The sequence below is a fragment of the Enemella evansiae genome, assembly GCF_002250705.1.
GTDB classification, from domain to species: Bacteria; Actinomycetota; Actinomycetes; order Propionibacteriales; family Propionibacteriaceae; genus Enemella; species Enemella evansiae.
In genome coordinates this window covers 53,604-76,638 of record NZ_NMVP01000023.1, presented here as the reverse complement: position 1 = coordinate 76,638, position 23,035 = coordinate 53,604, and the positions used below count along the sequence as shown (strand labels likewise).

Below are 23,035 nucleotides of genomic sequence, written 5' to 3'. Positions count from 1 at the left end.
GGGAGGCCGGCCCATGGCGCACGACTCGACGATCACCAGCCACGACGACGACAGCATCTGGATCACCCTGGCCCGCGGCGAACGGAACATGCTCGATGCCGAGCTGACCCGCTGGCTGGTCGATGCGATCCGGGAGGCCGACGGCGCCGAACCGGTCGCGATCGTGCTCACCGGCGCGGGCACCGCGTTCTGCGGAGGCGCCGACGGGCCCCACCTGCGCGAGACCGGCACCGCGCGCGAGTTCGCCGACGCCTGCATCGACCTCTTCGAACTGCTGAACGGCATGGGTACGCCGGTGATCGCGGCACTGAACGGGGACGCGCTGGCCGGCGGGTTCGCGCTGGCCTGCTCCACCGACATCACCCACGCCGTCGCCGATGCCCGGATCGGCACGATGGAGGCGACACTGGCTGGCTGGCCGTGGATCGCCCAGGCCCCGGCGGTCGCGCGGCTGCCGGCCAAGGCCGCCCTCACCAATCTGCTCACCGGCATCCCCTTCGACGCCGCCCGCGCCCGCGAGCTCGGCCTGGTCGATGAGGTGGTCGACCCCGCGCGGCTCACCGAACAGGTGCAGGAGACCGTCGAACTGCTGCGCCCCGGCAGGGCCGCCGCCCGGCGCGGCCGGCCGATGCTGCGCGGCATGCTCGCCCCGAATCTGGCGGCCGACCTGCGCGCCGGTGCCGAGGAGTTCGTGGTGGCCTTCGGCTGAGCACCGGGCCCGCCGGTCACTCGTCCTCGATGAGCACCCCGGGCATCCACTCCACGATCGTCAGGGCACATCGGATCCGGGTCTGGTCCCAGTCCCCGCCGAGCAGCTCCTCCAGCTGACGCAGCCGGTAGCTGACGGTGTTGCGGTGCATGTAGAGGGCCTGCGAGGCCGCGGCGACACTGCCGCGGCAGTCGATCCAGGCGGCCAGGGTCTCCCGCAGCTCGGCCGAGCGGGCATCGGTCCCGGCGATCGGGCCGAGGGTGCGGCGTACGAACGAGCGGGCCCGGTCGAAGTCACAGGTGAGCAGGGAGAGCAGCTCCACCTCGGGATAGGCGATCACCCGGCGGCTCGCCGACGGACCGTGCCGGGCCACCCGGGCGGCTGCGGTGGCCTCGGCGTGGGTGGCCGCGAAACCGCGGATGCCCGGCTGCGGCGTACCCACCGCCGCCCGCAGCGCTGCCGGCCAGCGCTCGCTGGCCAGCACCTCGCCCACCGGAACCCGCGGATCGCCCAACCACAGTTCCAGGGTGATGCCGTTGCCGGCGAGCAGATGGTCGGTGCTCTCGGTGGCCGTGCTGATCTCCCGCGCGATCGCGGGGAAGTCGAAGAGCCGCACCGCATCCAGATCGACGCCGTCGAACCAGAGCACGCAACCCACGTGCGGGAGCTCGAGGTCGTAGCCGAGCGCCTGGCTGGACTCGGCCACATCGCCCTGGCCGAGCTGCACCAGCCGTCGTGCCAGCCGGGCCCGCTGCTCGTCGGCATCGCCGAGCCAGGCGTCCTGCTGCCGGTGGTACTCCTCACCGATCCGGCCGATGAAGCTCGACCAGGCCGAGGTCACGTCCCGGGTCATCCGGCTGATCGCGGCGACCCGCTCGCTCTCCGGCACCAGTTGCGCGATCGCCTCCATCAGCTCCTGGATCAGGAATTCCTGACCCGCATGCATGTTGCGGACCACCTCGGGCAGCGGGATCTGGCTGCGCACATATGAGCCGACGTTCTCGATCGGTTCGAAGGAGGCGAACAGATGGCTCGGTTCCCCCGAGACCAGTGCGGCCAGGGTGTCCAAGGTGGTCGCCTCGGTCGCCCGCCGCAGGGTCTGCCGCTCCTCCTCCGAGCGCGAGCCCGGCCAGTCGGTCAGCGAATCGAGGATGTAGGTCGCCATCCGGGCGCCGACCTGGATGCCCCACGCGGTCGCCCGTTCCCCGATCACCCTGCTCACCCGGCGACGCACGCTGAGCGAGGTCACACCGAGCATCGTTCCGGTCGAATCGAGACGGTGCACCCAGTCGTGGGCAACGGCGGTGTTGCTCATGAGGTGAGCCTAAGGCCGCCATGACCCCCGACAAGCCCCGCGGACAAGGCATGTGCTGGGCGTACCAGCGGTTGTGCACCGGTACCAACTGTGAGCTGGGTCACCACTTCGGATGTGTACCGGCTCACAATCGGGGCCGTCGATGTCGTTCCGGCCGCCCATTCCGCTCGACCGGGTGGGCGCGGAGGGTGAGGGAATCCTCTGATTCACCTCACTGTCGACGGGAGTCACGCATGACCACCACCGTGAACGATGCCGGAACCGACACCACCGCGCCCGATGAGGAACTCATCGCCCGCGCCACCGGCCTCAAACAGGTGATCGCCGACGGAGCCGCCGAGGGCAGCGAACTGGGGCATGTGCCCGACCAGGTGATGCAGGCCATCCGCGATGCGGGGTTGCTGCGGCTGACGGTGCCGCGGCGCTACGGCGGTTTCGAGACCAACCAGCGCACCTTCACCGCGGTGCTCACCGAACTGGCCCGCGCCGACGGCTCGACCGGCTGGTCGGCGATGCTGCTGAACATCGGCAACTGGTTCGCCACCACCTTGAGCAAGCAGGCCCAGGATGATGTCTGGGGGACCGACCCGGATGCCACCACCTGCACCGTGCTCGCCCCGCAGGGCAAGGCGATGCGGACCGAGGGCGGCTACCGGGTCAGCGGGAAGTGGGGGTACGCCTCCGGCTCGTTCGCGGCGACGCACGGCCTGCACGGTGTCCTGGTCGAACAGCCCGACGGCAGCATGCGGCACGCGCTCGCGCTGATCTGCCCGGGCCAGTGGCGGATCGAGCGGTCCTGGAATCCGATCGGGATGCGCGCCACCGGCAGTGACACGGTGATCGTCACCGACGAGTTCGTCCCGGCCCACCGGATCCAATACTTCGACGACATGGTCGAGGGCCGGTACGCGACCGAGTTCCAGGCCACCGAACCGCGCTCCCGGGCCCCCTTCCTGCCGACCGGGACGATCATCTTCGCCGCGGTGCTGCTGGGGCTGGGCAAGGCCGCCTTCGAGCAGTCGGTGGAGCGGATGAAGAACAAGGGTGTCGTCGGCACGGCGTACACCCAGAGCAAGGAATCCCCGACCCACCAGATCTCCGTCGCCCGCGCCGCCGGCCTGATCGACGCCGCCGAACTGCTGATCCAGCGCTCCTGCTTCGACATCGACGACCATGCCCTGCACGGTGCGGGGCAGATGCCCGAGCTGAACCGCGCCCGGATCCGGCACGACACCGGCATGGTCGTCGAGCTGGTCACCGAGGCGGTGGACCTGCTGCTCAAGGCCGCCGGTTCCAGCGCCTATCTGGAGGGCACCCCGCTGAGCCGGGTCTTCTGCGACCTCGGCATGGGTGGCAGTCACGTGCACGCCACCCCCGGCATCGCCAACGACAACTACGGCAAGCTGCTGCTCGGTTCCAGCACGCCGATCCCCGCCCACGTCTGAGGCCGGTGCGATGACCGCCCTCGCGACCCGACCGATCAGCCATCCTGGAGGGGAATCCGTCGTGGAACCCGGAACCATGCGCCAGGTGCTCGGCCACTATCCGACCGGTGTCTCGGTCGTCACCGCGCTCGGCGCCGACCAGTGCCCCGTCGGGCTCACCATCGGCACCTTCAACTCGGTCTCCCTGGACCCGCCGCTGGTGGCGTTCTATCCGATGCGCAGCTCCCGCAGCTTCACCGAGATCCGCGCCCACGGGGCCTTCGTGGTCAACGTGCTCGGCTCCCGGCAGGACTACTACTGCCGGGCCTTCGCCCGGGACCGTGATCAGCGGTTCGCCGGCATCGACTGGACACCCGGCCGGTCCGGTGCCCCGGTGCTCACCGCGGCCGCGGCCTGGATCGACTGCACCATCGAGCGGATCGAGGAGGCCGGCGACCACTACTGGGTGCTGGGCCGGGTGCAGGCACTCGATATCGGCACCGGGGAGGAACCCCTGGTCTTCTTCAAGGGCGGTTACGGCCGGCCCAGCGACCTGTCCGATCCGCGCAGCCGTTGGCACGTGGATGTCGATCTACCGGAGGAATCATGACCACCGACACCACCGCGCCCACCCTGGCCCGGTCCGCCGAGCAGCTCGCCCGCCGGATCCGGTTGCGGGCGGTGCAGATGATCAGCCCGCACGGGTTCGGCTATCTGGGGCAGGCACTGTCCTCGGCCGAACAGCTCGCCGTGCTGCACAGCGGCCACCTGCGCCAGGGCATCGACCGATTCGTCGTCTCACCGGGGCACTACATCATCGGGGCGTACGCCGTCGCCCGCGAGACCGGCCGGTTGAGCGATGCCGACCTCGCCGACTACGGCAACGACGGTGCGCTGCTGGAATCCATCGGCACCGAGACCAGTCCCGCGGTCGACCTCACCTGCGGGTCGCTCTCCCAGGGCCTGTCCGGTGCGCTCGGGTTGGCCCTGGCCGACCGGTTGCACGGTTCCGAGGGCGACCGCAAGACCTATGTGCTGATCAGCGACGGCGAACTGGAAGAGGGCCAGACCTGGGAGGCGGCGATGTTCGCCGGACATCACCGGCTCGGTGATGTCGTGGTGCTGCTCGATGCCAACGACTCCCAGGTCGACGGACCGGTCAGCTCGATCACCACCGTGGAACCGATCGCGGACAAGTGGCGGGCGTTCGGGTGGTACGCCGAGGACGTCGACGGGCACTCGGTGGAACAGCTCGATACCGCGCTGAGGAGGGCCATCGACGACCCGCGGCCCGCGGTGGTGATCGCCCGCACCTCCACGGTGCACGGGCTGGACTGCCTGCCCGCCGACGCCGACGGCCACTTCATCAAACTGCCCGCCGACCTGGCCGCCCGGGCGCTCGCCGAACTGGAGGACGACGACGATGCATGAACCGCCCTATCCCACCGTGCTGAAACCCTACGGCCGGGCCCTGGTCGAGCTCGCCGCCAGGCGTCCGGAAATCCTTTGCCTGTCAGGGGATCTGACCCGCCAGTGCGAGGCGGACCTGTTCGCCGAGGCGTATCCGGATCGGTTCATCCTCGCCGGGATGGCCGAGGCGAACATGATGTCGATGGCCGGCGCGCTGGCCCGTGAGGGATTCCAACCCTGGGTGCACACCTTCGGGGTGTTCGCCACCCGCCGGCCCTTCGACCAGATCGTCAACTCGATCGCCTACCCGAACCTGCCGGTCCGGCTGATCGGGTTCATGCCCGGCGTCTCCACCCCCGGTGGGCCCAGCCATCAGGCCATCGAGGACGTCGCGATCATGCGCGCGCTGCCGAACATGACCGTCATCGATGTGGCCGACGCGGTCCAGATCGAACAGGTGGTGCCCGAGATCGCCGACCTGCCCGGTCCGGTCTATCTGCGGTTGAAGCGCGGTGAGATCCCGGTGATCTTCGACGACACGCACCGGCTGCGGGTCGGCCCGGTGCAACCGTTGCTCGACGGTTCCGAGCTGTGCCTGGTGACCAGCGGGATGATGCTGCCGGCGACCCTGGCCGCGGCCCGGGTGCTGCGCGAGCACGGGGTGGCCGCGGGGGTGGTCAATGCGCCCACCCTGAAACCCTTCGACGCTCCCGGTCTGCTGGCCGCGGTCGACGGGACGCGCGGGGTGATCAGCATCGAGAACCACACCATCGTCGGTGGACTCGGCAGCTGCGTCGCCGAAACCCTCGCCGAGGCCGGTGTCGGCGTACCGCTGCGCCGGATCGGGCTCGACGACACCTTCGCCGAGGGATCGAAGACCGCACCCTATCTGTTCGAGAAGTACGGACTGTCCAGTCAGCGGATCGTCAACACCGCTTGGGAACTGCTCGGTCTGGCCGGCGCCGCACCGACCGTCGTCCAACCCGAGACCGAGGCCGGCGAATACGCGCCGGTGTGAGAGGAGATCATCATGACCACCATCGCATCCCCGGGTGCCGTGCTCGGCGTGGACTGGGAGGAGCGCGTCGACTTCGCCCGGTTGCGCACCGAACGGCTGGCCCGGGCCAGGGCGGCACTGGAGGCGTCCGAGTTGGGCGCGTTGATCCTGTTCGACCAGAACAACATCCGCTACACCACCGCCACCCACATCGGAAACTGGGCGCGGGACAAGCTGTTCCGCTGTGTGCTGCTGATGCGCGATGCGGACCCGATCCTGTGGGACATCGGCTCGGCGGCGCGTCAGCACAAGATGCACGCCAGCTGGCTGCCGGAGAGCAGCTGGCAGGCCGGCATCTCGTCCTGGCGCGGATCGATCCCCGAGGACGTCGGGGTGGAGACCGGCAATGCGAAGCGATTGGCGGATCACCTGCGGGAGAAGGGATTGCACGGGGAGCCGATCGGCGTCGACGTGGTCGAGATCCCGGTGCTGCGGGCGCTGGAGGCCCAGGGTCTGCACATCGTCAACGGCCAGGAGCTGATGCAGCAGGCACGCAAGATCAAGACCGTGGACGAGATCGCGCTGCTGGACCACTCCGCCGGCATGGTCGATGCGGCCTACGACGAGCTGTATCGCAACCTGCACGTCGGGATGCGGGAGAACGAGGCCGTCGCACTGGTCAACAAGGTGCTCTATCTGGCCGGTTCGGAGGAGGTGGAGGCGGTCAACGCGATCTCCGGGGAGCGGTGCAGCCCGCATCCGCACGTGTTCAGCGATCGGGCCACCCGGCCCGGCGACACGGCGTACTTCGACATCATCCATTCCTTCAACGGTTACCGGACCTGCTACTACCGCACCCTGAACGTGGGCAGCTCGAATGCCGCGCAGCGCGACGCCTACCAGCGGGCCCGGGACGCGATCGACCAGGCGATCGCTGCGGTACGCCCCGGGGCGACCAGTCAGGATGTGGCGCTCGCGCTGCCGAGCGCCGCCGATCTCGGTTACTCCTCGGAGGAGGAGGCGTTCGGGCTGCAGTACTGCCACGGCGTCGGGTTGTCGGTGTGGGAGCAGCCGTTGATCAGCAGGTACCACTCGCTGGAGCATCCGGTGCCGATCGAGGAGGGCATGGTGTTCGCGCTGGAGACCTACTGGCCGACCAAGGACGGGGCCTCGGCCGCCCGGATCGAGGAGGAGGTGGTGGTCACCGCCGACGGTGCCAAGGTGATCACCCGCTTCCCCGCCGACGAGCTGCTGGTCGCCGGAACCCGTTACTGGAACGGCTTCAGCTTCAACACCGCCACGCTGGGTGAGCGGGCGCCAGGGCCCGCTCCGATGGTTGAGCGAGCGCCAGCGAGTCGAAACCATCCCACCGATGCCGAAGGAAGCGCGTGATGCTGGAACACTATGTGATCTTCAAACCCCTCCCGGGCAAGGAATCCGGCCTCGATACGGCCTGTGCCGAGCTGGCCGCCGGGTTCGCCGACGGGCTGCCGGGGCTGGTCGAGCTGAGCTGGGGGCGCAACACCAACCGCTCCGGGCTGGACCGCGGCTTCACCCATGGCTGCCTGGGTCGGTTCACCGACGCCGAGGCGTTCAAGCGTTACTGGGAGCATCCGGCCCATGCGCGGTTCATGGGCGTGTTGGGCGACCTGTGCGAGGACCGGTTCGCGATCGACTACGAATCCGAGCCGGGCGACTGACCATGGCTGTGCAGCCGTCGGCCGGAAACGCCCTGCAGGAACGGATCGAGCGGTCCCCGATGAACGGGTACCAGTGGATGATCGTCGGGCTGTGCCTGCTGCTGAATGCCCAGGACGGTTACGACGTCTCCGCTGTGGCGTACGCCTCCAGCGGGATCGCCGCCGAGTTCGGGCTGACCGGCACCCAGCTCGGGGTGGTGATCAGCACCGGGTTGATCGGCATCGTGGTCGGTTCGTTCCTGCTCTCCCCGCTGGCCGATCGGATCGGCCGCAAGCCCACCGTGCTCGTCGGGCTGGCGCTGACGGCGGTCGGGATGGCCGGCGGTGCGCTCGCGCAATCGGTGACCCAGTTGACATTCTGGCGCCTGGTGACCGGTATCGGGGTGGGTGGGGTGACCGCCTGTATCAACGTGATCGCCAGCGAGTATTCAAATCCGCGGATGCGTGGGCTGGGCATCGGTCTCTACACCGCCGGTTTCGGGGTGGGCGCGACGCTCGGTGGGGTCGGTGCCGCGGCGCTGCTGAACGGTGTCGGTTGGCGCGGGATCTTCGTCGTCGGGGCGATCAACTCGATCGTGGTGATGGTGGTGATCGCGGCCCTGCTGCCCGAATCGGCCGCTCATCTGATCTCGGCCCGGCCGCGGAATGCGCTGGCCCGGTTGAACCGGATCGCGGCCCGGCTCGGGCAACCCGCACTGGTGGAACTCCCGGTGCGCGCTGCCGAGCGGCGGGCCGGGCTCGGCCGGCAGGTCGCCGAGATCTTCGGGCCGGTGCTGCGGGCGCGCTCGCTGCTGTTGTGGGCGGGGTTCTTCACCGCGATGTTCGCGTTCTATCTGCTCACCGGTTGGACACCGCGGCTGGTGGTGCTGGCCGGCGGCACCCCGTCGCACAGCGCGGTGGTCGGTCTGGTGCTGTCCATCGGTGGTGCGATCGGGGCCGTCGCCTTCGGCGCGATCGCGGTACGGACGGGGGTGGAGCGGTTGGTGGTCGGTTACGCGCTGGGCGGGGTGCTGGCGTTCGTCGGGCTCGGTGCCACCGTGGGTCTGCTGCCGGCCGGCCTGGTCGTGGCATTCCTGGCCGGGTTGCTCTGCAACGGTGCGATCGTCGGGCTGTTCACGCTGGCACCGGGGCTCTATCCCGCCGAGATCCGGGCCACCGGGGTCGGCTGGGCGAACGGGGTCGGCCGCACCGGCTCGATCCTCGCGCCGCTGACCGTCGGCGTGCTGGTGGATGCGGGCTGGACGGTGTTCGCGGTGTACGCCTTCGCCGCGGTCTTCCTGCTGGGGTTGGCGATCGTCGCGGCGGCGTACCGGAGGGTGGATCGCCTGGCGGGCCGCACTCCGGCACCCCAGCTGCGATCCATCGAATCCTGAGTGCACTCCGCGCTCCCTGGAGGGGGAGGCGGTTGCACCCAGGGTTCGATGGATCGCGGTTCGCCGCGGGTCGGCTCAGCGCTGTACCGCGAGCTTGCCGGCCAGGCCGATCATCGCCACGCCGCCACCGGCCTGCAGGGCCTGCAGCCGGCGTGGGCGGCGCTGGAACCAGTTGCGCAGGGTGCCGGCGGCGCACACCCAGACGGTCTCGATCAGCATCTGCGCCAGGGCGCCGGCCAAGCCGATGATCAGCATCTGCAGCGCCGGATTGCCCAGCACCGGGTCGACGAACTGGGGCAGGATCGCCATCAGCGAGGCGATGCTCTTCGGGTTCGCGACGCCCACCAGGAAGCCCTGGCGGACCGCGGTCGCCCGCCGTGCCGGCGTCTCACCCGGTGTCGTCTCCAGCAGCTGAGCGCCTGCGGCGTGGGCCGAGCGGATCGACTGGATTCCCAACCACAGCAGGTAACCCGCGCCGGCGTACTTCACGATCAGGAACAGCTTCGCCGAGGTGGCCACGATCGCCCCGAGCCCGGTGAGCACCAAGGTCAGCAGCACCAGCCCACCGAGCGCGTTGCCGAGCACGATCCACATCGCCGACCGCCGACCCCGGGTGATCGCCCGGCTGGTCTCCAACAGCACCGACGGGCCGGGGATGGCCGACAACAGGGCGGAGAGCAGCAGGAAGCCACCGACCAGGGCAGGGTTCACGAGCATGCGGTCACGCTACGCCGCAGAGCGGCCGTTCGACCGGTGGTTCAGTCAGTGGCGACCGGGCGGACCAGGTTGCGCATCAGCGCCTTGAGGTCATCGGTGCCGGCGGTGGGGGTGGTTCGGCCGAGCAGTTTGTCGAAGTTGGCGGCATCGTGCACGGCATGCAGCAGGCCGATCGCCTGCCTGGCCGGAACGCTGAGGCGTACCCCACGACGCTGGAGGCCCTCCTCGATCAGGTTCGCGAAGAGTCCGCCCATCTCCTCCTCGAGCTGGTTGAACATCGCGGCGAACTCCGGGTTGCGGGCGGCGTGCAGGCGCAGCTCGAGCTGCAGCAGTTGGGCATTGCGATCGCTCGGCTGGATCGCGACGAAGGTGTCCATCGCGTCGTCGATCAGCTCGTCCATCGGCCGCTCGTCGGTGTCGAGTACGCGGGCGATCGCCTCCTCGGCGGCGAGCAGGTGCTGTTGCCCGAGATCACGCATCAGTGCCGCGCAGAGATCTTCCTTGGACTCGAAGTTGCTGTAGAAGGCGCCCCGGGTGAAGCCCGCGAGCTCGGAGATCTCCTCGACGCTGGCCGCGTTCACCCCGCGGTCGGCGAACACCTCGACGGCCGCGTCCATCAGCCTGCGGCGGGTCTGGGCGCGGCGGGCGCTGACCCTGGGTTCGTCGGTGGTGGTCATCTCTCCTGCAATCTCTTGGGGCCGATCCGACCGTATCTCGCGAGGGGACCGGCCATAACTCCTGACGAAGTCGGATTTGCGTACACTACTGTATCGGATACAGTCCTGTATCGCATACACATCTGTATCGAAAGGTGTCGGGGTGTCCTCCTTCCTCTACGGTCTGGGCCACGCGTGCTTCCGGTTGCGGCGGCGCGTGCTGGTCGGCTGGCTGGCGGCGCTGGTGGTGCTGGTCGGGCTCGGCGGCGCCACGATGGGCAAGTTCTCCGACCAGTTCGACATCCCGGGCGCCCCGGCGGCCGAGGCGCTGACCCAGCTCCGGCAGACCTTCCCCGAGGTGGCCGGTGTCCGCGCCACGGTGCTGGTGATCGCCCCACCCGGCGACACCGTCGACAATCCGCAGGTGCGCCAGGGCATCGAGCGCGGAATCGACGTGCTCACACAGAATTCAAACCTGGTGGACAACGCCACCTCACCCTTCGACGAGTTCATCAAGGGGATGGTGAACCCCGACCGCAGCGCCGCGATGATCAACGTCTCGCTGAAGCGCACCGACGCCAGCGAGATCACCGACGCCGAACGCGAACACCTGCAGGAGCAGGCGGCCGAGATCCAGCAGCTGATGCCACCGGGCAGCACCGTCGCGATGGGCGGCGAGGCGTTCTCGATCGAGGTGCCGAAGCTCTCCGCGGTGGAGGCCGTCGGCGTCGGCCTGGCGCTGATCGTGCTGATCCTCACCTTCGGCAGCGTGGTCGCCGGGTTCGTACCGATCGCGACCGCGCTGATCGGCGTACTCGTCTCGATGGCGCCGATGCTGTTCGCGACCCGCTTCACCTCACTCAGCAGCACCACCCCGATGCTCGCGCTGATGCTCGGCCTGGCCGTCGGCATCGACTATGCGCTGTTCATCATCTCCCGGCACCGCGACCAGCTCGGCCGCGGCATGCCGGTCGAGGAGTCCGCGGCCCGCTCGGTCGCCACCGCCGGCTCGGCGGTCGTCTTCGCCGGACTGACCGTGGTGATCGCGCTCGTCGGGCTGACCCTGTCCGGGATCCCGTTCCTCGGCGCGATGGGCATCTTCGCCGCGATCACCGTCGCCTTCCAGGTGCTGGTCGCGCTCACCCTGGTACCGGCCTTCCTCGGCTTCCTCGGTGAACGGCTGCGGCCCCGGCACGCCCGCGGCGAGATCGACCACGAGGCGTTGGCCGCCCGGCAGCAGCGCGGCATCTGGGCCCGCTGGGTACGCCTGGTCACCCGCGCCCCGATCGTCACCATCGTGCTCGTGCTGGTCGCGCTCGGCGCACTGTCCGTTCCGGCCAAGGACATGCGGCTGTCCCTGCCGAACTCCGGTCAGCACGCGGCGACCGCCCCGGACCGGATCACCTACGATCTGATCGAGCAGAAGTTCGGACCCGGCTACAACGGCCCGCTGATCGTCACCGCCGACATCATCCAGTCCACCGACCCGCTCGGCCTGGTCGACGACCTGAAGCGCGAGATCGAGCAGCTGCCCGGCGTCGCCTCGGTACCGGTGGCCACCCCGAATCCGAACGCCGACACCGCATTCATCCAGGTGATCCCGACCGGCGGGCCGACCGATGAGTCCACCAAACAGCTCGTGCAGACCCTGCGCGACAACCAGGACCAGTGGCAGCAGCGCTACGGCACCGAGACCGCGGTCACCGGTATCACCGCCATCCAGATCGACATCACCGACCGGTTGGCCGCCGCGCTGCTCCCCTTCGGCATCTTCGTCGTCGGCTTCTCGCTGATCCTGCTGACCATGGTGTTCCGCTCGATCGCGGTCCCGATCAAGGCCACCATCGGCTATCTGCTCTCGGTCGGCGTCGCCTTCGGTGCCACCGCGATGGTGTTCAGCTACGGTTGGGGCAAGGACCTGATCAATCTCGAGAAGCCGATGCCGGTGATCTCGTTCTATCCGATCCTGCTGATGGGCATCCTGTTCGGGCTCGCGATGGACTACGAGGTCTTCCTGGTCTCCCGGATGCGCGAGGACTACGTCCACGGCGATCCCCGCAATCCCAACCGGGCAAGGCATGCCATCGAAACCGGCTTCATCGGCTCGGCCAAGGTGGTGACCGCCGCCGCGGTCATCATGTTCGCGGTCTTCGCCTTCTTCGTACCCAACGGCGAGGGACCGATCAAACCGATCGCCTTCGGCCTCGCGGTCGGCGTCGCGGTGGACGCCTTCATCGTCCGGATGACCCTGGTACCGGCGGTGCTCGCGCTGCTCGGCGATCGCGCGTGGTGGCTGCCGCGCTGGCTGGATCGGCGGCTGCCGTCCTTCGACGTCGAGGGCGAGGCGCTGGAGCACATGCTGGCGCTGCGCGACTGGCCCCATCCCGGCAGCACCGATGTGGTGCGCACCGAGGGTTACGGGGTACGCGACCACCACGGTCCGATCGCCGCACCGGCCGATCTGCATCTGGCGCCCGGGCAGGTGCTGGTGCTGGAGGGCGAACCGGAGGTGCGCACCCCGACGCTGTTCGGCCTGGCCGGCCGGGTCCGGGCGGTCGACGGCCGGATCAAGGTGGCCGGTCTGGTGCTGCCCGAGCAGGCCGGTGGCGTACGCCGCAAGGTCGCCTTCGTCGAGGGCCGGCATGGCACCGTACGAAACGACCTGACCGCCGCCCTGCGGGACCGGCAGGTCGAGCTGATCATCGTCGACGGCGCCGACGCGGTCGGTGACCACGACGAGCGCGCCGCCATCGCCAGCCTGATCGAAGAGGTCGGTGATGGGCAGCGCCGCCCCGGGGTGATCCTCGGGGTCGCCGACATCGACGTCGTCGCCGACCTGGCCCCGCGCGGCTTCGACGCCTTCACCCTGGCCCCACCCGCTGCGGCCGAACCCGCAGAACTCGTTCCCAGCAACGGAAAGCAGGAGCTTTGATGCGTACGCGCACCTTCGATCTGGAACGTGCCGGCACCGATCGTCCGGTTCGCCTGTGGTCCATCATCGGGGTGCTGCTGGTGCCGATCCTGGTGGCGCTCGGTTTCCTCGGCGCCACCTGGAACTCGCAGAGCCGGCTGCACCGCGTCGAGGCCGCGGTCGTGAACAACGACGAGATGGTCGAGGTGAACGGGCAGCCGGTCCCGCTCGGCCGTCAGCTCGCCGCCGGGCTGACCGAGCGCCGCGACGACAACTTCCGCTGGGTGCTGGCCGACCAGGCCGGGGCGAAGGCCGGGCTGGAATCCGGCCGGTATGCCGCGGTGGTGACCATCCCGAAGGAGTTCTCGGCCAACGCCACCTCCTATGCCCGTGACGCCGATCGGGCGCAGCAGGCCCGGATCACGGTGCAGACCTCCACCTCGGCCGGGGTCGCCGATGCCGGGGTCGCCCAGGTGATCGCCGAGACCGCCCGCGGCCAGTTGAACACCACCCTCACCGAGACCTACCTGGACAACGTCTACATCGGTTTCAACCAGTCCGGGGAACAGTTCAAGACCCTCGCCGACGGCACCGCCCGGCTCGCCGATGGTGGCGCCGGGTTGGCCGACGGCCTCGACCAGTCCCGGGACGGCAGCAAGCAGCTCGCCGACGGGCAGCGCTCGCTCGCCGAGGGGGTCGGCCAGACCGGTACCGGGGCCGGGCAGCTCGCCGACGGCCTGGCCGCCGCCCACGCCGGCGGCCAGCAGCTGAAGACCGGCGCCGCCCGTGCGGCCGACGGGGCGGGCCAACTCGCCGCCAACGGCCCGCAGCTCGCCAACGGGGCCAGCCAGCTCGCGACGGGTCTGGAGCAGGCCGGGACCGCCGGCCAGCAGCTGAAGACCGGCGCCAACCAGGCGGCCGACGGGGCCGCCCAGCTCGCCCCGGCCGGGCCGCAGATCGCCGCCGGGGTCGATCAGGTCGCCACCGGCATCGAGCAGCAGGCGGCCGGCGCGCCCGAGGCGAAGGCCGGTCTGGAACAGCTGCGGGCCGGTGGCCAGCCACTCACCGACGGCTTCGGCAGGATCAACGATGGGTTGCAGCAGCTCAAGCAGAACACCCCCGCCGTGCAGGACGGCGCGGTCGGATTGGCCGACGGTGCCGCGGGCCTCGGCACCGGGGCCGCCGAGCTCGCCGACGGCACCTCGAAGTCGGTGGACGGCACCGCCAGACTCGTCGACGGCGTCGACGACTTCACCGGCGGACTCGACGAACTGGCCGGTGGCGCCCGCAGCTACAGCACCGGGGTGAACCAGTACGTGGACGGCACCAAGCAGTTCGCCGGTGGCGTCGACCAGTACGCCTCCGCGGTGCAGACCTACGACCAGGGTCTGCAGCAGTTCCTGACCGCGATCTCCAGCGGCGCCTACGACCAGATGAGCGATACCGAGAAGGCGGCCCTGCGCAAGCAGGCCGGCACCCTGTCGGCCGGCTCCACCCAGCTCGTCCAGGGCGGCCGGACGCTCACCGCCGGCGGTGACCGACTCGTGGAGAGCGGTGCGCAGCTCCCGGCCGGCGGCAGGCAACTCGCCGACGGCGCCGACCGGTTGAGCGGCGCCGCGGCCCCGCTGCGGGCCGGGGTGCAGGAGCTGCGGCCCGGTGTGAGCGAACTGCAGCAGGGCGCTGCGGCGTACCAGCAGGGCGTCGCGAAGTATCGCACCGGTGCGACCGCCTACCGGGACGGCAGCGCGGCCTACTTCGCCGGGGTGACCGGCGCCGCCGACGGTGCCGCGCAGTTCGCGCCCGGGCTGACCGGCTACGTCGCCGGGGTGAACCAGGTCGTCGACCGGACCCTGCCGCAGCTCGAGGGCCTGCCCACCCAGGCCGCCCAGCTCCGCGAGCTGGCCGACGGGACGAAGCGGTACACCGACGGGGTCTCCCAGCTGGCGCCGGGTCTGCGGCAGCTCTCCGACGGGGTCGGCCAGTACGTGGACGGCATCGGGTCCGCGGCCGCCGGCGCCCGCCAGCTCGCCGACGGCACCACGCAGTACACCGATGGGGTGGCGCAGCTGGCGCCGGGTCTGCGGCAGCTCTCCGACGGGGTCGGGCAGTACGTGGACGGCATCGGGACCGCGGCGACCGGCGCCCGCCAGCTCGCCGACGGGGTGAACACCGGCCTGAAGCCCGGTGCCGACCAGCTCGCCACCGGCGGGGCCCAGCTCAGCGACGGGCTCGCCCAGGCGGCCGATGGCGGCCGCCAGCTCGCCAACGGGCAGCGGGAGCTGGCCAACGGGGTCGCCGAGGGTGCGGACAAGGTGCCCAGCTATTCCCCGGCCGAGCGGGACAACCTCAAGCAGGTCGTCGCCCAGCCGGTCGCCGGCAACGGCACCCCGGAGCTGGTCGCGCAGGCCACCGCCACCTCGCTGCTGATGGTGCTGGCGCTCTGGCTCGGCGGTCTGGCCACCTATCTGGTGGTCCGCGCGGTCTCCGCGCGGGTGCTCACCTCGCGCCGGCCGACCTGGCAGCTCGTCGGGCTGGCACTGGCGCCGGGGGTGGCGATCGCCGCCGTGCAGGCGCTCGCGCTCACCGCGGTCGGGCAGCTCGTGCTCGGCCTCTCCGCGGGCCAGACCTTCGGCGTACTGCTGCTGATGCTGCTCGGTGGGGCGACGTTCGCGGTGCTGAACCATGCACTGGCGGCCTGGTGGGGCGGCTTCGGCCGGCTCGTCTCGGTGGTCATGGTGACGCTCGTCGCCGCGGCCGGGATGACCTCGGCGGTGCCGGCGTTCTTCGACACCGTGACCCCGTTCCTGCCGCTCACCCCGGTGCTGCAGGGCATCCGGACGATCATGACCGACGGCACCGGACTGGCCGACGCGGTCGGGATGACGATGCTCTGGCTGGTGATCGGGTTGGCCGCCTCCGCGCTCGCGGTGGCCCGGAGCCGGGTGGCGCCGGTGCTGGTGCCACGTACGAGGACGGCCTGAGCGACCTGGCCGCCTTCATCTCGACACGCTGACCCGGCTCCGCTCCGCTGCGCCGGGTCAGCTACTCGATGAGCGTGGTCACAGGCGGCGGGCGACCTGGTAGCCGTTCTCGTCGAAGACCTTCTCATAGCGGGTACCGGGGTGGATCTGGCCGCCGTAGCTGACGACGTCGATCGGGCCGCTCCAGCCGCCACCGATGGTGTCGACGACCAGATAGTCCTCGACCGGGTTGCCGTCCTGGCCGATGTAGTAGACGTCGCGCCGGGAGGTCAGATAGGCCATCAGCGAGACGTCGGTGCCGACGGTCACCTCGGCCGGTACCAGCTGCAGCACCTTCTGCGCCGACTCCTGCCGACCGTCGGTCTTCCACTGCTCGGGGTTGCGCAGCTCGAACAGCGGCAACTGGTTGAAGATCGCCAGCGCGAAGGTGAGCACCACCACTGCGCCGTGCCGGGCGTACGCCCTGAGGAACGGCACCCCCGACTCCCGCAGCTTCGCGATCCCGTCGACCGCGCCGGCGTACGCGATCGGCATCAGCATCAGTGAGTAGTGCCAGGTCTGGCCCCAGTGGCCCTCGTTGTTGGACAGGAACCGCCAGGCCAGCGTCGGCAGCACCAGCCAGGCCAGCGAGGAGCGGAGCAGGAAGAACCCGGTGCAGGCGAGCAGCAGCAGCACCGTCGCCATCTTCTTGTCGTTGGTGAGGATCTCGGCGAGGTTGCCGAACGGGTCGGCGAGCACCTGGCTCATATCGAGGTACTTGTCGTAGTCGTACTGGCTGTTCGGGTTCAGCGCGGGCAGGAAGACCTTGGTGGTGAGGACGAACATCACCAGGCCCCAGGCGGCGACCGCGCCACCGAGGATCCAGCGCTTCGAGCGCCAGGCCAGCACCAGGCCGAAGACGAGGACGGTCAGCCCCAGGTCCTCTTTGACGAAGACCAGCAGGCTGCCCCAGATCGCCGCGGTCAGCCAGGACTTCCGCAGCAGCGCCCACAGTGCGATCGCCAGGATCGGCGCACCCATCGCGACCTCGTGGAACTGCACCACCACCGCCTGCTGGACGCCCCAGCAGATGGCGTACGCCAGCCCGATCAGCCAGCCGGCCGCGGCGCCGAGCTGCTCGTGGGCGGTCTTGGCGATGAAGAACACCGAGATCGCGACCAGCAGCGCCTGCAGCAGCAACAGCGTGTACGCCGAGGGGAAGACCGCATAGATCGGCGCCAGCAGCGCCAGGATCGGGTGGAAGTGATCGCCGAGGATGTTGTAGTCCGCGCCCTTGATGTGCACGATCGGCGGCTGCAGCCGGGCGTACTGCTGCACCACCTGGGTGAAGATGCCCAGGTCCCACGACGGCGATTCGTAGCGGCGCCACTGCAGCGTGGAGAGCAGGGTGTAGACGGCGAAGGCGCCGACGGCCAGCCAGCCCGCGCTGAGCGGCTGGGCGCCCACTCGCTGCCGTATCCGGTCGATCATCCCCGCGTCCTCCCACACCCCGACCGGTCCTCCGGTCCCGCTGAGTAAAGCAAAGTCGGCGGTCACCGCCCAAACCAGTACTTTCGTCTGGCGCCGTTCGATCTCTGTTCCCGCCGGCCACCGCTTTCACTACGTTGGCCGGACCCCAGCCCCACAGGAGAACAGATGCGCCCATCACCCCAGCCACCGGCACACCGCCGTGCCACCCGGATCGCCGCCGGCCTGACCGGCTCGGCCCTGCTGCTCGTCACCGGCGCCGTGGCCACCGCGCCCGCGGCGCCGGCCGCCCCGCCCAGCCGGAGCGAACCCCAGGTCGCCGATCTGGTCGACGCCAAGCTGCGCAACCAGCAGCTCGCCTGGAAGACCTGCAAGTTCCCCGACCTGCCCAAGGCGACCGCCGACCGGCTGCTGGCGACCCCGGGCCTGCAGTGCGCCACCGTCACCGTGCCGCGGGACTGGTACCGCGCCAAGGACGGGAACACCATCACCGTCGAGATCTCCCGGGTCAGGGCCAAGGATCCGGCCAAACGCCGCGGCATCATGCTGATCAATCCCGGCGGGCCCGGCGGCTCGGGGCTCGGCTGGTCGGCCGCCATGCAGCAGCGCTCGCCCGATGTCGGCGCGGTCTACGACACCATCGGTTTCGACCCGCGCGGCGTCGGCCAGTCCACCCGACTGGTCTGCACCTACGACGCGAACGCCAGCACCCAGGCCGAGGCGGCGAAGAAGTACGCCGACGGCTGCCTGAACAACCCGCTGACGCCGTTCATCACCACCCGCCAGACGAATCTGGACATGGACTTCATCCGGCACCTGCTCGGGGAGCCGAAGATGAACTACATCGGCTACTCCTACGGGACCTGGCTCGGGGGTTCGTACGCCGCCACCTTCCCCTCGAAGACCGACCGGTTCATCCTCGACTCCTCGGTGGACATGTCCACCGGCACCCTGGAGCGCACCTGGGATCTGCAGCCCGGCACCCGGGACCGGCAGTTCCAGGACATGATGCTGCCCTACCTGGCCCGTCACAACGACAAGTACAAGATGGGCACCACCTCGATGGAGGCCCGGACCAAGTTCGAGGCCGCCGGTGGTTTCGACAACTACTTCAACCTGCTGTTCGGTGCGAACACCGTCATCCAGGCGATGTACTCCACCGATCAGTACGAGGCGGCCGGCGCGATCCTGTCCGCGCTGTCGAACCGGACCACCGGGACCGAGCGGGAGGACTTCCGGCTGCCCTACGGCACCAAGGCGCAGCAGCGGGTGCCGGTGGCACTCGCCGAGGTGCGGGAAAACCTTGCCAGGATGGACATCTCGGCCGATGCCCGGCAGATCGCGAACGCCAACCTCGACCAGGCGCTCGGTGAATACCGCACCGCCAGCAAGGCGGTCGCCGAGGGTACGCCGAACCTCAAGCAGGAGGACGGCGCGTTCGAGGCGATCCGTTGCCAGGACGGCCAGTGGACCACCGACCTGAACGTGTGGGAGCAGAAGCTCACCGACGGTTTCAAGCGGGCGCCGCTGACCGGGATGCTGCAGTCGATCCCGGCGTGCGCGTTCTGGCCGGCGCAGGAGAAGGGCTTCCCCGAGCTGAAGGACAAGGACATCCCCGGGGTGCTGTTCCTGCAGTCGGAGTTCGATGCCGCCACCGCCTATGAGGGTGCGGAGGCGTCGATGAAGAAGTTCAAGAAGTCCAGGTCGGTGCTGATCGACAACGAGGGATCGCACGGTGTCTTCCCCTACGGCACCGAATGCGTGGACAAGCCGGCGCTGACCTGGCTGGTCGACGGGCAGCTGCCGGCCAGGCGCAGCACCGGCTGTGTCGGCGTTCCGCTGCCCGGTGAGATCTACACCTACAACGTGGGTGGCACGATCAACCCGGCCGGCAAGATGAAGGGCTTCAAGATGGAGTCCGAGGAACTGAAGCAGGCCAACGAACTGGTGGCCCAGCTGCGCCGCGAGGCGGGCATCCCCGATGTGCCGGGCGATGACGCCACCACGGCACAGGCCAGTGCCGCGGCCCTGCCGAAGCGCTGAATCTGAAACGGCGGCTCGTGATTCCGGAGCTGAGCGACCACGAGCTGACGCAGGCTCTGGGGCGTACGCCGGGTCGCCGCGAGCGGCAGGCAGCAGGTGAGGTCATCTGGTTCGATGACGACCGGGTGCTGCTGGCCGATCTCGCGGTGCCCGGCGCCGGCGCCGGGGCGGTGTTCGACGGGTTGCTCGATGCCGCGGCGCGGGTCGGGCACCTGACGATGGTGCTCGACGAGCCGCCGGTCCGCGTGATCGTGGTGGACGGTGCGCTGCCCGGCTCCCGGCAGGCCGTCGCCGCCGACGGCCGGGCGGTGCTGACCCTGGTGCTGCCCCGCGGATTCCCTGCCGGGGCAGAGATCGCGGCCGCTCGATTGCTGGCCGATCGGCTTCAGTGAGCGACCCGGCGCACCAGGATCCGCGTCCGGTCGGTGTCCGGGTCGGGGACGTGGGAGGCGTGTACGCCGAAGACCTCGCGCACGCTGTCCGGGGTGAGCGCCGCCGCCGGGGGCCCGACCCGGACGGCCCGCCCGGCGTCGAGCACCAGCACCGTGTCGGCGTACGCCGCCGCCAGATCCAGTGAATGCAGCGCCGCGAGCACCGTGCACCCGGAGGCGCGGGCCAGGTCGAGTACCAGCAACTGGTGCCGCGGGTCGAGGTGGTTGGTGGGTTCGTCGAGCACCAGCACCTCCGGCTCGGCGGCCAGGGCGCGGGCGAGCAGCACCCGCTGACGCTCGCCGCCGGACAGGGTGACCAGCGGCCGATCCAACAGAGCAAGACATTCCGCACGCTCGGCCGCCCGATGCACGGCGGTCCGGTCGGGTTCGGTGAGTCGGCCGAAGGTGCCCAGATGGGCGGCGCGGCCGAGGGTGATCAGCTCGGCTGCGGTGAGACCGGCGCCGGCGGCGTCGTTCTGGGTGAGTACGCCGACCCGGCGGGCCCGGGCGCGCGGGGAGAGCGCGGTGATCGGGGTATCGCCGAGCAGGGCGCGCCCGGCGGTCGGGCTGATCACGCCGTAGAGGGTGCCGAGCAGGGTCGACTTGCCGCTGCCGTTCGGGCCGACGACCGCGCCGAAGCCGCCACTGTCGACCTGCCAGGAGACCTCCCGCAGCACCGGGCGGCGGCCCCGGGCGGCATCGATCCGGTCGAAGCTGACGGTGGTCATCGCGGGTCAACCACCTGGCGGCGGATCGCCAGCACGAAGGCGGGGACGCCGACGACGGCGGTGAGGATGCCGATCGGGACCTCGGTGGGGGCGAGCACGGTGCGCGCGGCGGTGTCGGCCCAGACCAGCAGCAGGGCCCCGAGCAGTGCGGCGCAGGGCACCAGCCGGCGATGATCGGCGCCGACGAGCAGCCGGCCGACATTGGGCACCACCAGCCCGACGAACCCGATCGCGCCGCTCACCGAGACCGCGGCCCCGGTCAAGCTCGGCGTGGGCGACAAGATCGTCGGTACCGCGGCCCCCGACTTCAAGAAGGCCTTCGCCGGCAACCCCATCGAGCAGCAACTCAATGCCGTTCCGGTGATCGATCCCGGTCGCGGCAACCAGGAGGCCGTGCTGGCCGCGCGGCCCGAGCTGGTCACCGGGATCTCCCCCTTCGAGCTCGGCGGCTTCGACGGTACGCCGACCCCGGAAATCCTGCAGCAGAACGGAATCGACTCCTACGTCTCCTGCGATCCCGCGAACCAGGCCGTGACCGGCATCGAGCAGACCTACGACTACGTCCGCGAGCTCGCCACCTTGGCCTTCGGGGGATGACTCATCGATCCCATCGAGGGCTGTGGGGTCGGGGCTGTTGCCGGTTTGCTGGTATCGGCGCAGCCAGCGCCGAGCAGGGCCAGGGAGGAGAGCAGGACGATCGGGGGGAGCATGCGAAGCGTTGACACGGCCGGAACTCTACATCGTGTAGAACTGGGGTCTGGTCGTCGACGGCGTGAGCTTGGCTACACGGGGTACGCCGGCTGAGCGAGGAGCGCAGCGACGAGTCGAAGCCAACTCTGAATCGTCCTGGGTTTTGTTCCGCCTTGTTTGGGAGGATGGATCATGCCCCGTCAATTTCCGCCGGAGTTCCGGCAGCGAGCGTTGCGGATGCTTGAGGGCGCGTTGCCTGAGCACGAGACCGAGTATGCGGCGATCCGGCACGTGGGCGCGAAGCTCGGCGTGGGCCCGGAAACGCTACGCAAGTGGCGTCGCCGCGCTGAGGTCGATGCCGGCACGCGCCCCGGCGTGACCAGCGACGAGCTCGCGGAGATCAAACGCTTGAAGCGGGAGAACGCTGAGCTGCGCCGCGCGAACGAGATCCTGAAGGCAGCGTCCGCGTTTTTCGCAGCGGAACTCGACCGCCCCACGACGAGATGATCCGGTTCGTTGACATGTTCCGGGATCGTTTCGGGGTCGAGGCCATCTGTCGCACGATCAGTGCGACAGACAGTGGGTTCCTCACCGCCCGCGGGTACCGGGCCAGCAAGACCCGCACCCCGTCCGCCAGGACGCTGCACGACCAGCTGTTGGTGCCCGAGATTGTCCGCTTGCACGGTGAGAACTACGCCGTCTACGGGGTGCGGAAGATGCACGCTCTGATGCGCCGGCAAGGGTGGGAGATCGGCCGCGACCAGACGGGACGGTTGATGCGGCTGGCCGGAGTGCGCGGGGTGAAGCGATCCAAGAAGGTGTTCACCACCACGCCCGACCCTGCCCTGGAACGGCCCACGGACCTCGTAAACCGCCGGTTCACTGCGGATGCCCCGCGCCGACTCTGGGTCGCCGACATCACGTACGTCGCGACGTGGTCCGGGTTCGCGTACGTCGCGTTCGTTGACGTGTTCTCTCGTCGCATCGTGGGCTGGAACGTCGCGGCGACGTTGCGAGCCGACATCCTGCCGCTCCAGGCGCTCGAGATGGCCGCCTGGAGTGCTGGAGGGAACCTCGACGGGCTGGTCCATCACGCCGATCACGGGTCGAACTACATGTCGCTGGTCTACACAGATCGCATCGTCGAGCTTGGTGCGAAACCGTCGACCGGGACCGTCGGTGACAGCTACGACAACGCCCTCGCGGAGGCCGTGAACGGGCTCTACAAGACCGAACTGATCCGCCGCCAAGGCCCCTGGCGCACGGTCGAGCAAGTCGAGATCGCGACCCTCGAATACGTGTGGTGGTGGAACAACCAGCGGCTGCACGGCGAGCTCGACCTCCGCACCCCAGCCGAAGTCGAGGCGGCGTACTACGCTGACCACGAATCATCCGGGCTGGCAATCGCCAGCCACGGAAAACCCTAGGAACAAAACCCAGGGCGATTCAAACCAAGGAAATCCTGCCAACCCGCTTGATGGGG

General features: G+C 69.7%; 20 protein-coding genes and 1 other annotated feature. Of the genes, 14 read left to right on the top strand and 6 right to left on the bottom strand.

The annotated features are described in order from the left end of the window. The first annotated feature begins 13 nt into the window (after nucleotides 1-13). Nucleotides 14-709 carry an enoyl-CoA hydratase/isomerase family protein gene (locus BI335_RS12430; protein ID WP_094404380.1) on the top strand — a complete coding sequence of 232 codons (696 nt, stop codon included), beginning with the start codon at nucleotides 14-16 and terminating at the stop codon, nucleotides 707-709. Nucleotides 710-725: 16 nt separating this feature from the next. Here the strand turns inward: BI335_RS12430 and BI335_RS12425 are convergent, their stop codons facing one another. Beyond that, a complete protein-coding gene (locus tag BI335_RS12425) occupies nucleotides 726-2,024 on the bottom strand; it encodes a PucR family transcriptional regulator (RefSeq protein ID WP_094356770.1) in 1,299 nt (432 codons plus the stop codon). Between the two features lie 233 nt (nucleotides 2,025-2,257). Between BI335_RS12425 and BI335_RS12420 the strand changes: the two genes are divergently transcribed. The 7 genes from BI335_RS12420 to BI335_RS12390 all read left to right on the top strand — a co-directional run bounded on the left by BI335_RS12420 (nucleotide 2,258) and on the right by BI335_RS12390 (nucleotide 8,928). Beyond that, nucleotides 2,258-3,469, top strand: a complete 1,212-nt coding sequence (locus BI335_RS12420; RefSeq protein ID WP_172421887.1) for an acyl-CoA dehydrogenase family protein — start codon at nucleotides 2,258-2,260, stop codon at nucleotides 3,467-3,469. Nucleotides 3,470-3,530: 61 nt separating this feature from the next. After that, complete coding sequence (locus BI335_RS12415) at nucleotides 3,531-4,058, top strand: flavin reductase family protein (protein WP_208109253.1); 528 nt, start codon at nucleotides 3,531-3,533, stop codon at nucleotides 4,056-4,058. After that, complete coding sequence (locus BI335_RS12410) at nucleotides 4,055-4,879, top strand: 1-deoxy-D-xylulose-5-phosphate synthase N-terminal domain-containing protein (RefSeq protein ID WP_094402313.1); 825 nt, start codon at nucleotides 4,055-4,057, stop codon at nucleotides 4,877-4,879. The genes BI335_RS12415 and BI335_RS12410 overlap by 4 nt, the downstream gene beginning before the upstream one ends. Beyond that, complete coding sequence (locus tag BI335_RS12405; RefSeq protein ID WP_094431300.1) at nucleotides 4,872-5,876, top strand: transketolase family protein; 1,005 nt, start codon at nucleotides 4,872-4,874, stop codon at nucleotides 5,874-5,876. The genes BI335_RS12410 and BI335_RS12405 overlap by 8 nt, the downstream gene beginning before the upstream one ends. Before the next feature lie 12 nt (nucleotides 5,877-5,888). Beyond that, entirely contained in the window at nucleotides 5,889-7,247 is a 1,359-nt protein-coding gene (locus tag BI335_RS12400) for a M24 family metallopeptidase (protein ID WP_094431298.1), read from the top strand. Next, the gene (locus tag BI335_RS12395) at nucleotides 7,247-7,555 is read left to right on the top strand and encodes a Dabb family protein (RefSeq protein ID WP_094431296.1); all 309 of its coding nucleotides are present in this window, start codon (nucleotides 7,247-7,249) and stop codon (nucleotides 7,553-7,555) included. Before BI335_RS12400 ends, BI335_RS12395 begins: the two co-directional genes overlap by 1 nt. A gap of 2 nt (nucleotides 7,556-7,557) precedes the next feature. Further along, a complete protein-coding gene (locus BI335_RS12390) occupies nucleotides 7,558-8,928 on the top strand; it encodes an MFS transporter (RefSeq protein WP_094431294.1) in 1,371 nt (456 codons plus the stop codon). Nucleotides 8,929-9,003: 75 nt separating this feature from the next. Here the strand turns inward: BI335_RS12390 and BI335_RS12385 are convergent, their stop codons facing one another. Both BI335_RS12385 and BI335_RS22375 read right to left on the bottom strand, forming a co-directional pair. Next, nucleotides 9,004-9,645 (bottom strand): LysE family translocator, encoded by a 642-nt coding sequence (locus BI335_RS12385; protein ID WP_094404386.1) that lies wholly within the window; start codon nucleotides 9,643-9,645, stop codon nucleotides 9,004-9,006. Between the two features lie 41 nt (nucleotides 9,646-9,686). Beyond that, nucleotides 9,687-10,322 (bottom strand): TetR/AcrR family transcriptional regulator, encoded by a 636-nt coding sequence (locus BI335_RS22375; RefSeq protein WP_094404387.1) that lies wholly within the window; start codon nucleotides 10,320-10,322, stop codon nucleotides 9,687-9,689. Nucleotides 10,323-10,464: 142 nt separating this feature from the next. On the opposite strand from BI335_RS22375, the gene BI335_RS12375 reads away from it, so the two are divergent. Beyond that, nucleotides 10,465-13,233, top strand: a complete 2,769-nt coding sequence (locus tag BI335_RS12375; RefSeq protein WP_094404388.1) for an MMPL family transporter — start codon at nucleotides 10,465-10,467, stop codon at nucleotides 13,231-13,233. Next, nucleotides 13,233-16,193, top strand: a complete 2,961-nt coding sequence (locus BI335_RS12370; RefSeq protein ID WP_094404389.1) for a YhgE/Pip domain-containing protein — start codon at nucleotides 13,233-13,235, stop codon at nucleotides 16,191-16,193. The genes BI335_RS12375 and BI335_RS12370 overlap by 1 nt, the downstream gene beginning before the upstream one ends. Nucleotides 16,194-16,271: 78 nt before the next feature. Here BI335_RS12370 and BI335_RS12365 read toward each other — a convergent pair whose 3' ends face one another. After that, a complete protein-coding gene (locus BI335_RS12365; protein WP_094431291.1) occupies nucleotides 16,272-17,663 on the bottom strand; it encodes a DUF2079 domain-containing protein in 1,392 nt (463 codons plus the stop codon). A 165-nt stretch (nucleotides 17,664-17,828) separates the two neighbouring features. Here BI335_RS12365 and BI335_RS12360 point away from each other — a divergent pair, with 165 nt between their 5' ends. Both BI335_RS12360 and BI335_RS12355 read left to right on the top strand, forming a co-directional pair. Further along, nucleotides 17,829-19,703 (top strand): alpha/beta hydrolase, encoded by a 1,875-nt coding sequence (locus BI335_RS12360; RefSeq protein ID WP_094431288.1) that lies wholly within the window; start codon nucleotides 17,829-17,831, stop codon nucleotides 19,701-19,703. A 17-nt stretch (nucleotides 19,704-19,720) separates the two neighbouring features. Next, complete coding sequence (locus tag BI335_RS12355; RefSeq protein WP_094431286.1) at nucleotides 19,721-20,095, top strand: hypothetical protein; 375 nt, start codon at nucleotides 19,721-19,723, stop codon at nucleotides 20,093-20,095. Here BI335_RS12355 and BI335_RS12350 read toward each other — a convergent pair. Next, nucleotides 20,089-20,862: an ABC transporter ATP-binding protein gene (locus tag BI335_RS12350; RefSeq protein ID WP_094431284.1), complete on the bottom strand. Its 774-nt coding sequence runs from the start codon at nucleotides 20,860-20,862 to the stop codon at nucleotides 20,089-20,091. The genes BI335_RS12355 and BI335_RS12350 overlap by 7 nt on opposite strands. Continuing rightward, nucleotides 20,859-21,071, bottom strand: a complete 213-nt coding sequence (locus tag BI335_RS12345; RefSeq protein WP_324252833.1) for an iron chelate uptake ABC transporter family permease subunit — start codon at nucleotides 21,069-21,071, stop codon at nucleotides 20,859-20,861. The genes BI335_RS12350 and BI335_RS12345 overlap by 4 nt, the downstream gene beginning before the upstream one ends. Between BI335_RS12345 and BI335_RS21980 the strand changes: the two genes are divergently transcribed. Beyond that, entirely contained in the window at nucleotides 21,064-21,459 is a 396-nt protein-coding gene (locus BI335_RS21980) for a TroA family protein (protein WP_229119585.1), read from the top strand. The two genes, BI335_RS12345 and BI335_RS21980, sit on opposite strands and share 8 nt — an antisense overlap. Before the next feature lie 285 nt (nucleotides 21,460-21,744). Continuing rightward, nucleotides 21,745-22,979 (top strand): IS3 family transposase gene (locus tag BI335_RS12335; protein WP_411266757.1). Its coding sequence is split into 2 segments (ribosomal slippage): nucleotides 21,745-22,024 and nucleotides 22,024-22,979, totalling 1,236 coding nucleotides; the frame shifts between segments, so codons are not numbered across the junction. Then, nucleotides 22,017-22,141 (top strand) — a sequence feature (AL1L pseudoknot). Its footprint overlaps the gene before it by 125 nt. Nucleotides 22,980-23,035: the final 56 nt, after the last annotated feature.

Excerpts from the sequence above, each read along its gene's own strand:
- BI335_RS12430 (WP_094404380.1), top strand. The coding sequence starts at position 14 with ATGGCGCACGACTCGACGATCACCAGCCACGACGACGACAGCATCTGG.
- BI335_RS12425 (WP_094356770.1), bottom strand. The coding sequence starts at position 2,024 with ATGAGCAACACCGCCGTTGCCCACGACTGGGTGCACCGTCTCGATTCG.
- BI335_RS12420 (WP_172421887.1), top strand. The coding sequence starts at position 2,258 with ATGACCACCACCGTGAACGATGCCGGAACCGACACCACCGCGCCCGAT.
- BI335_RS12410 (WP_094402313.1), top strand. The coding sequence starts at position 4,055 with ATGACCACCGACACCACCGCGCCCACCCTGGCCCGGTCCGCCGAGCAG.
- BI335_RS12405 (WP_094431300.1), top strand. The coding sequence starts at position 4,872 with ATGCATGAACCGCCCTATCCCACCGTGCTGAAACCCTACGGCCGGGCC.
- BI335_RS12400 (WP_094431298.1), top strand. The coding sequence starts at position 5,889 with ATGACCACCATCGCATCCCCGGGTGCCGTGCTCGGCGTGGACTGGGAG.
- BI335_RS12395 (WP_094431296.1), top strand. The coding sequence starts at position 7,247 with ATGCTGGAACACTATGTGATCTTCAAACCCCTCCCGGGCAAGGAATCC.
- BI335_RS12390 (WP_094431294.1), top strand. The coding sequence starts at position 7,558 with ATGGCTGTGCAGCCGTCGGCCGGAAACGCCCTGCAGGAACGGATCGAG.
- BI335_RS12385 (WP_094404386.1), bottom strand. The coding sequence starts at position 9,645 with ATGCTCGTGAACCCTGCCCTGGTCGGTGGCTTCCTGCTGCTCTCCGCC.
- BI335_RS22375 (WP_094404387.1), bottom strand. The coding sequence starts at position 10,322 with ATGACCACCACCGACGAACCCAGGGTCAGCGCCCGCCGCGCCCAGACC.
- BI335_RS12370 (WP_094404389.1), top strand. The coding sequence starts at position 13,233 with ATGCGTACGCGCACCTTCGATCTGGAACGTGCCGGCACCGATCGTCCG.
- BI335_RS12365 (WP_094431291.1), bottom strand. The coding sequence starts at position 17,663 with ATGATCGACCGGATACGGCAGCGAGTGGGCGCCCAGCCGCTCAGCGCG.
- BI335_RS12360 (WP_094431288.1), top strand. The coding sequence starts at position 17,829 with ATGCGCCCATCACCCCAGCCACCGGCACACCGCCGTGCCACCCGGATC.
- BI335_RS12350 (WP_094431284.1), bottom strand. The coding sequence starts at position 20,862 with ATGACCACCGTCAGCTTCGACCGGATCGATGCCGCCCGGGGCCGCCGC.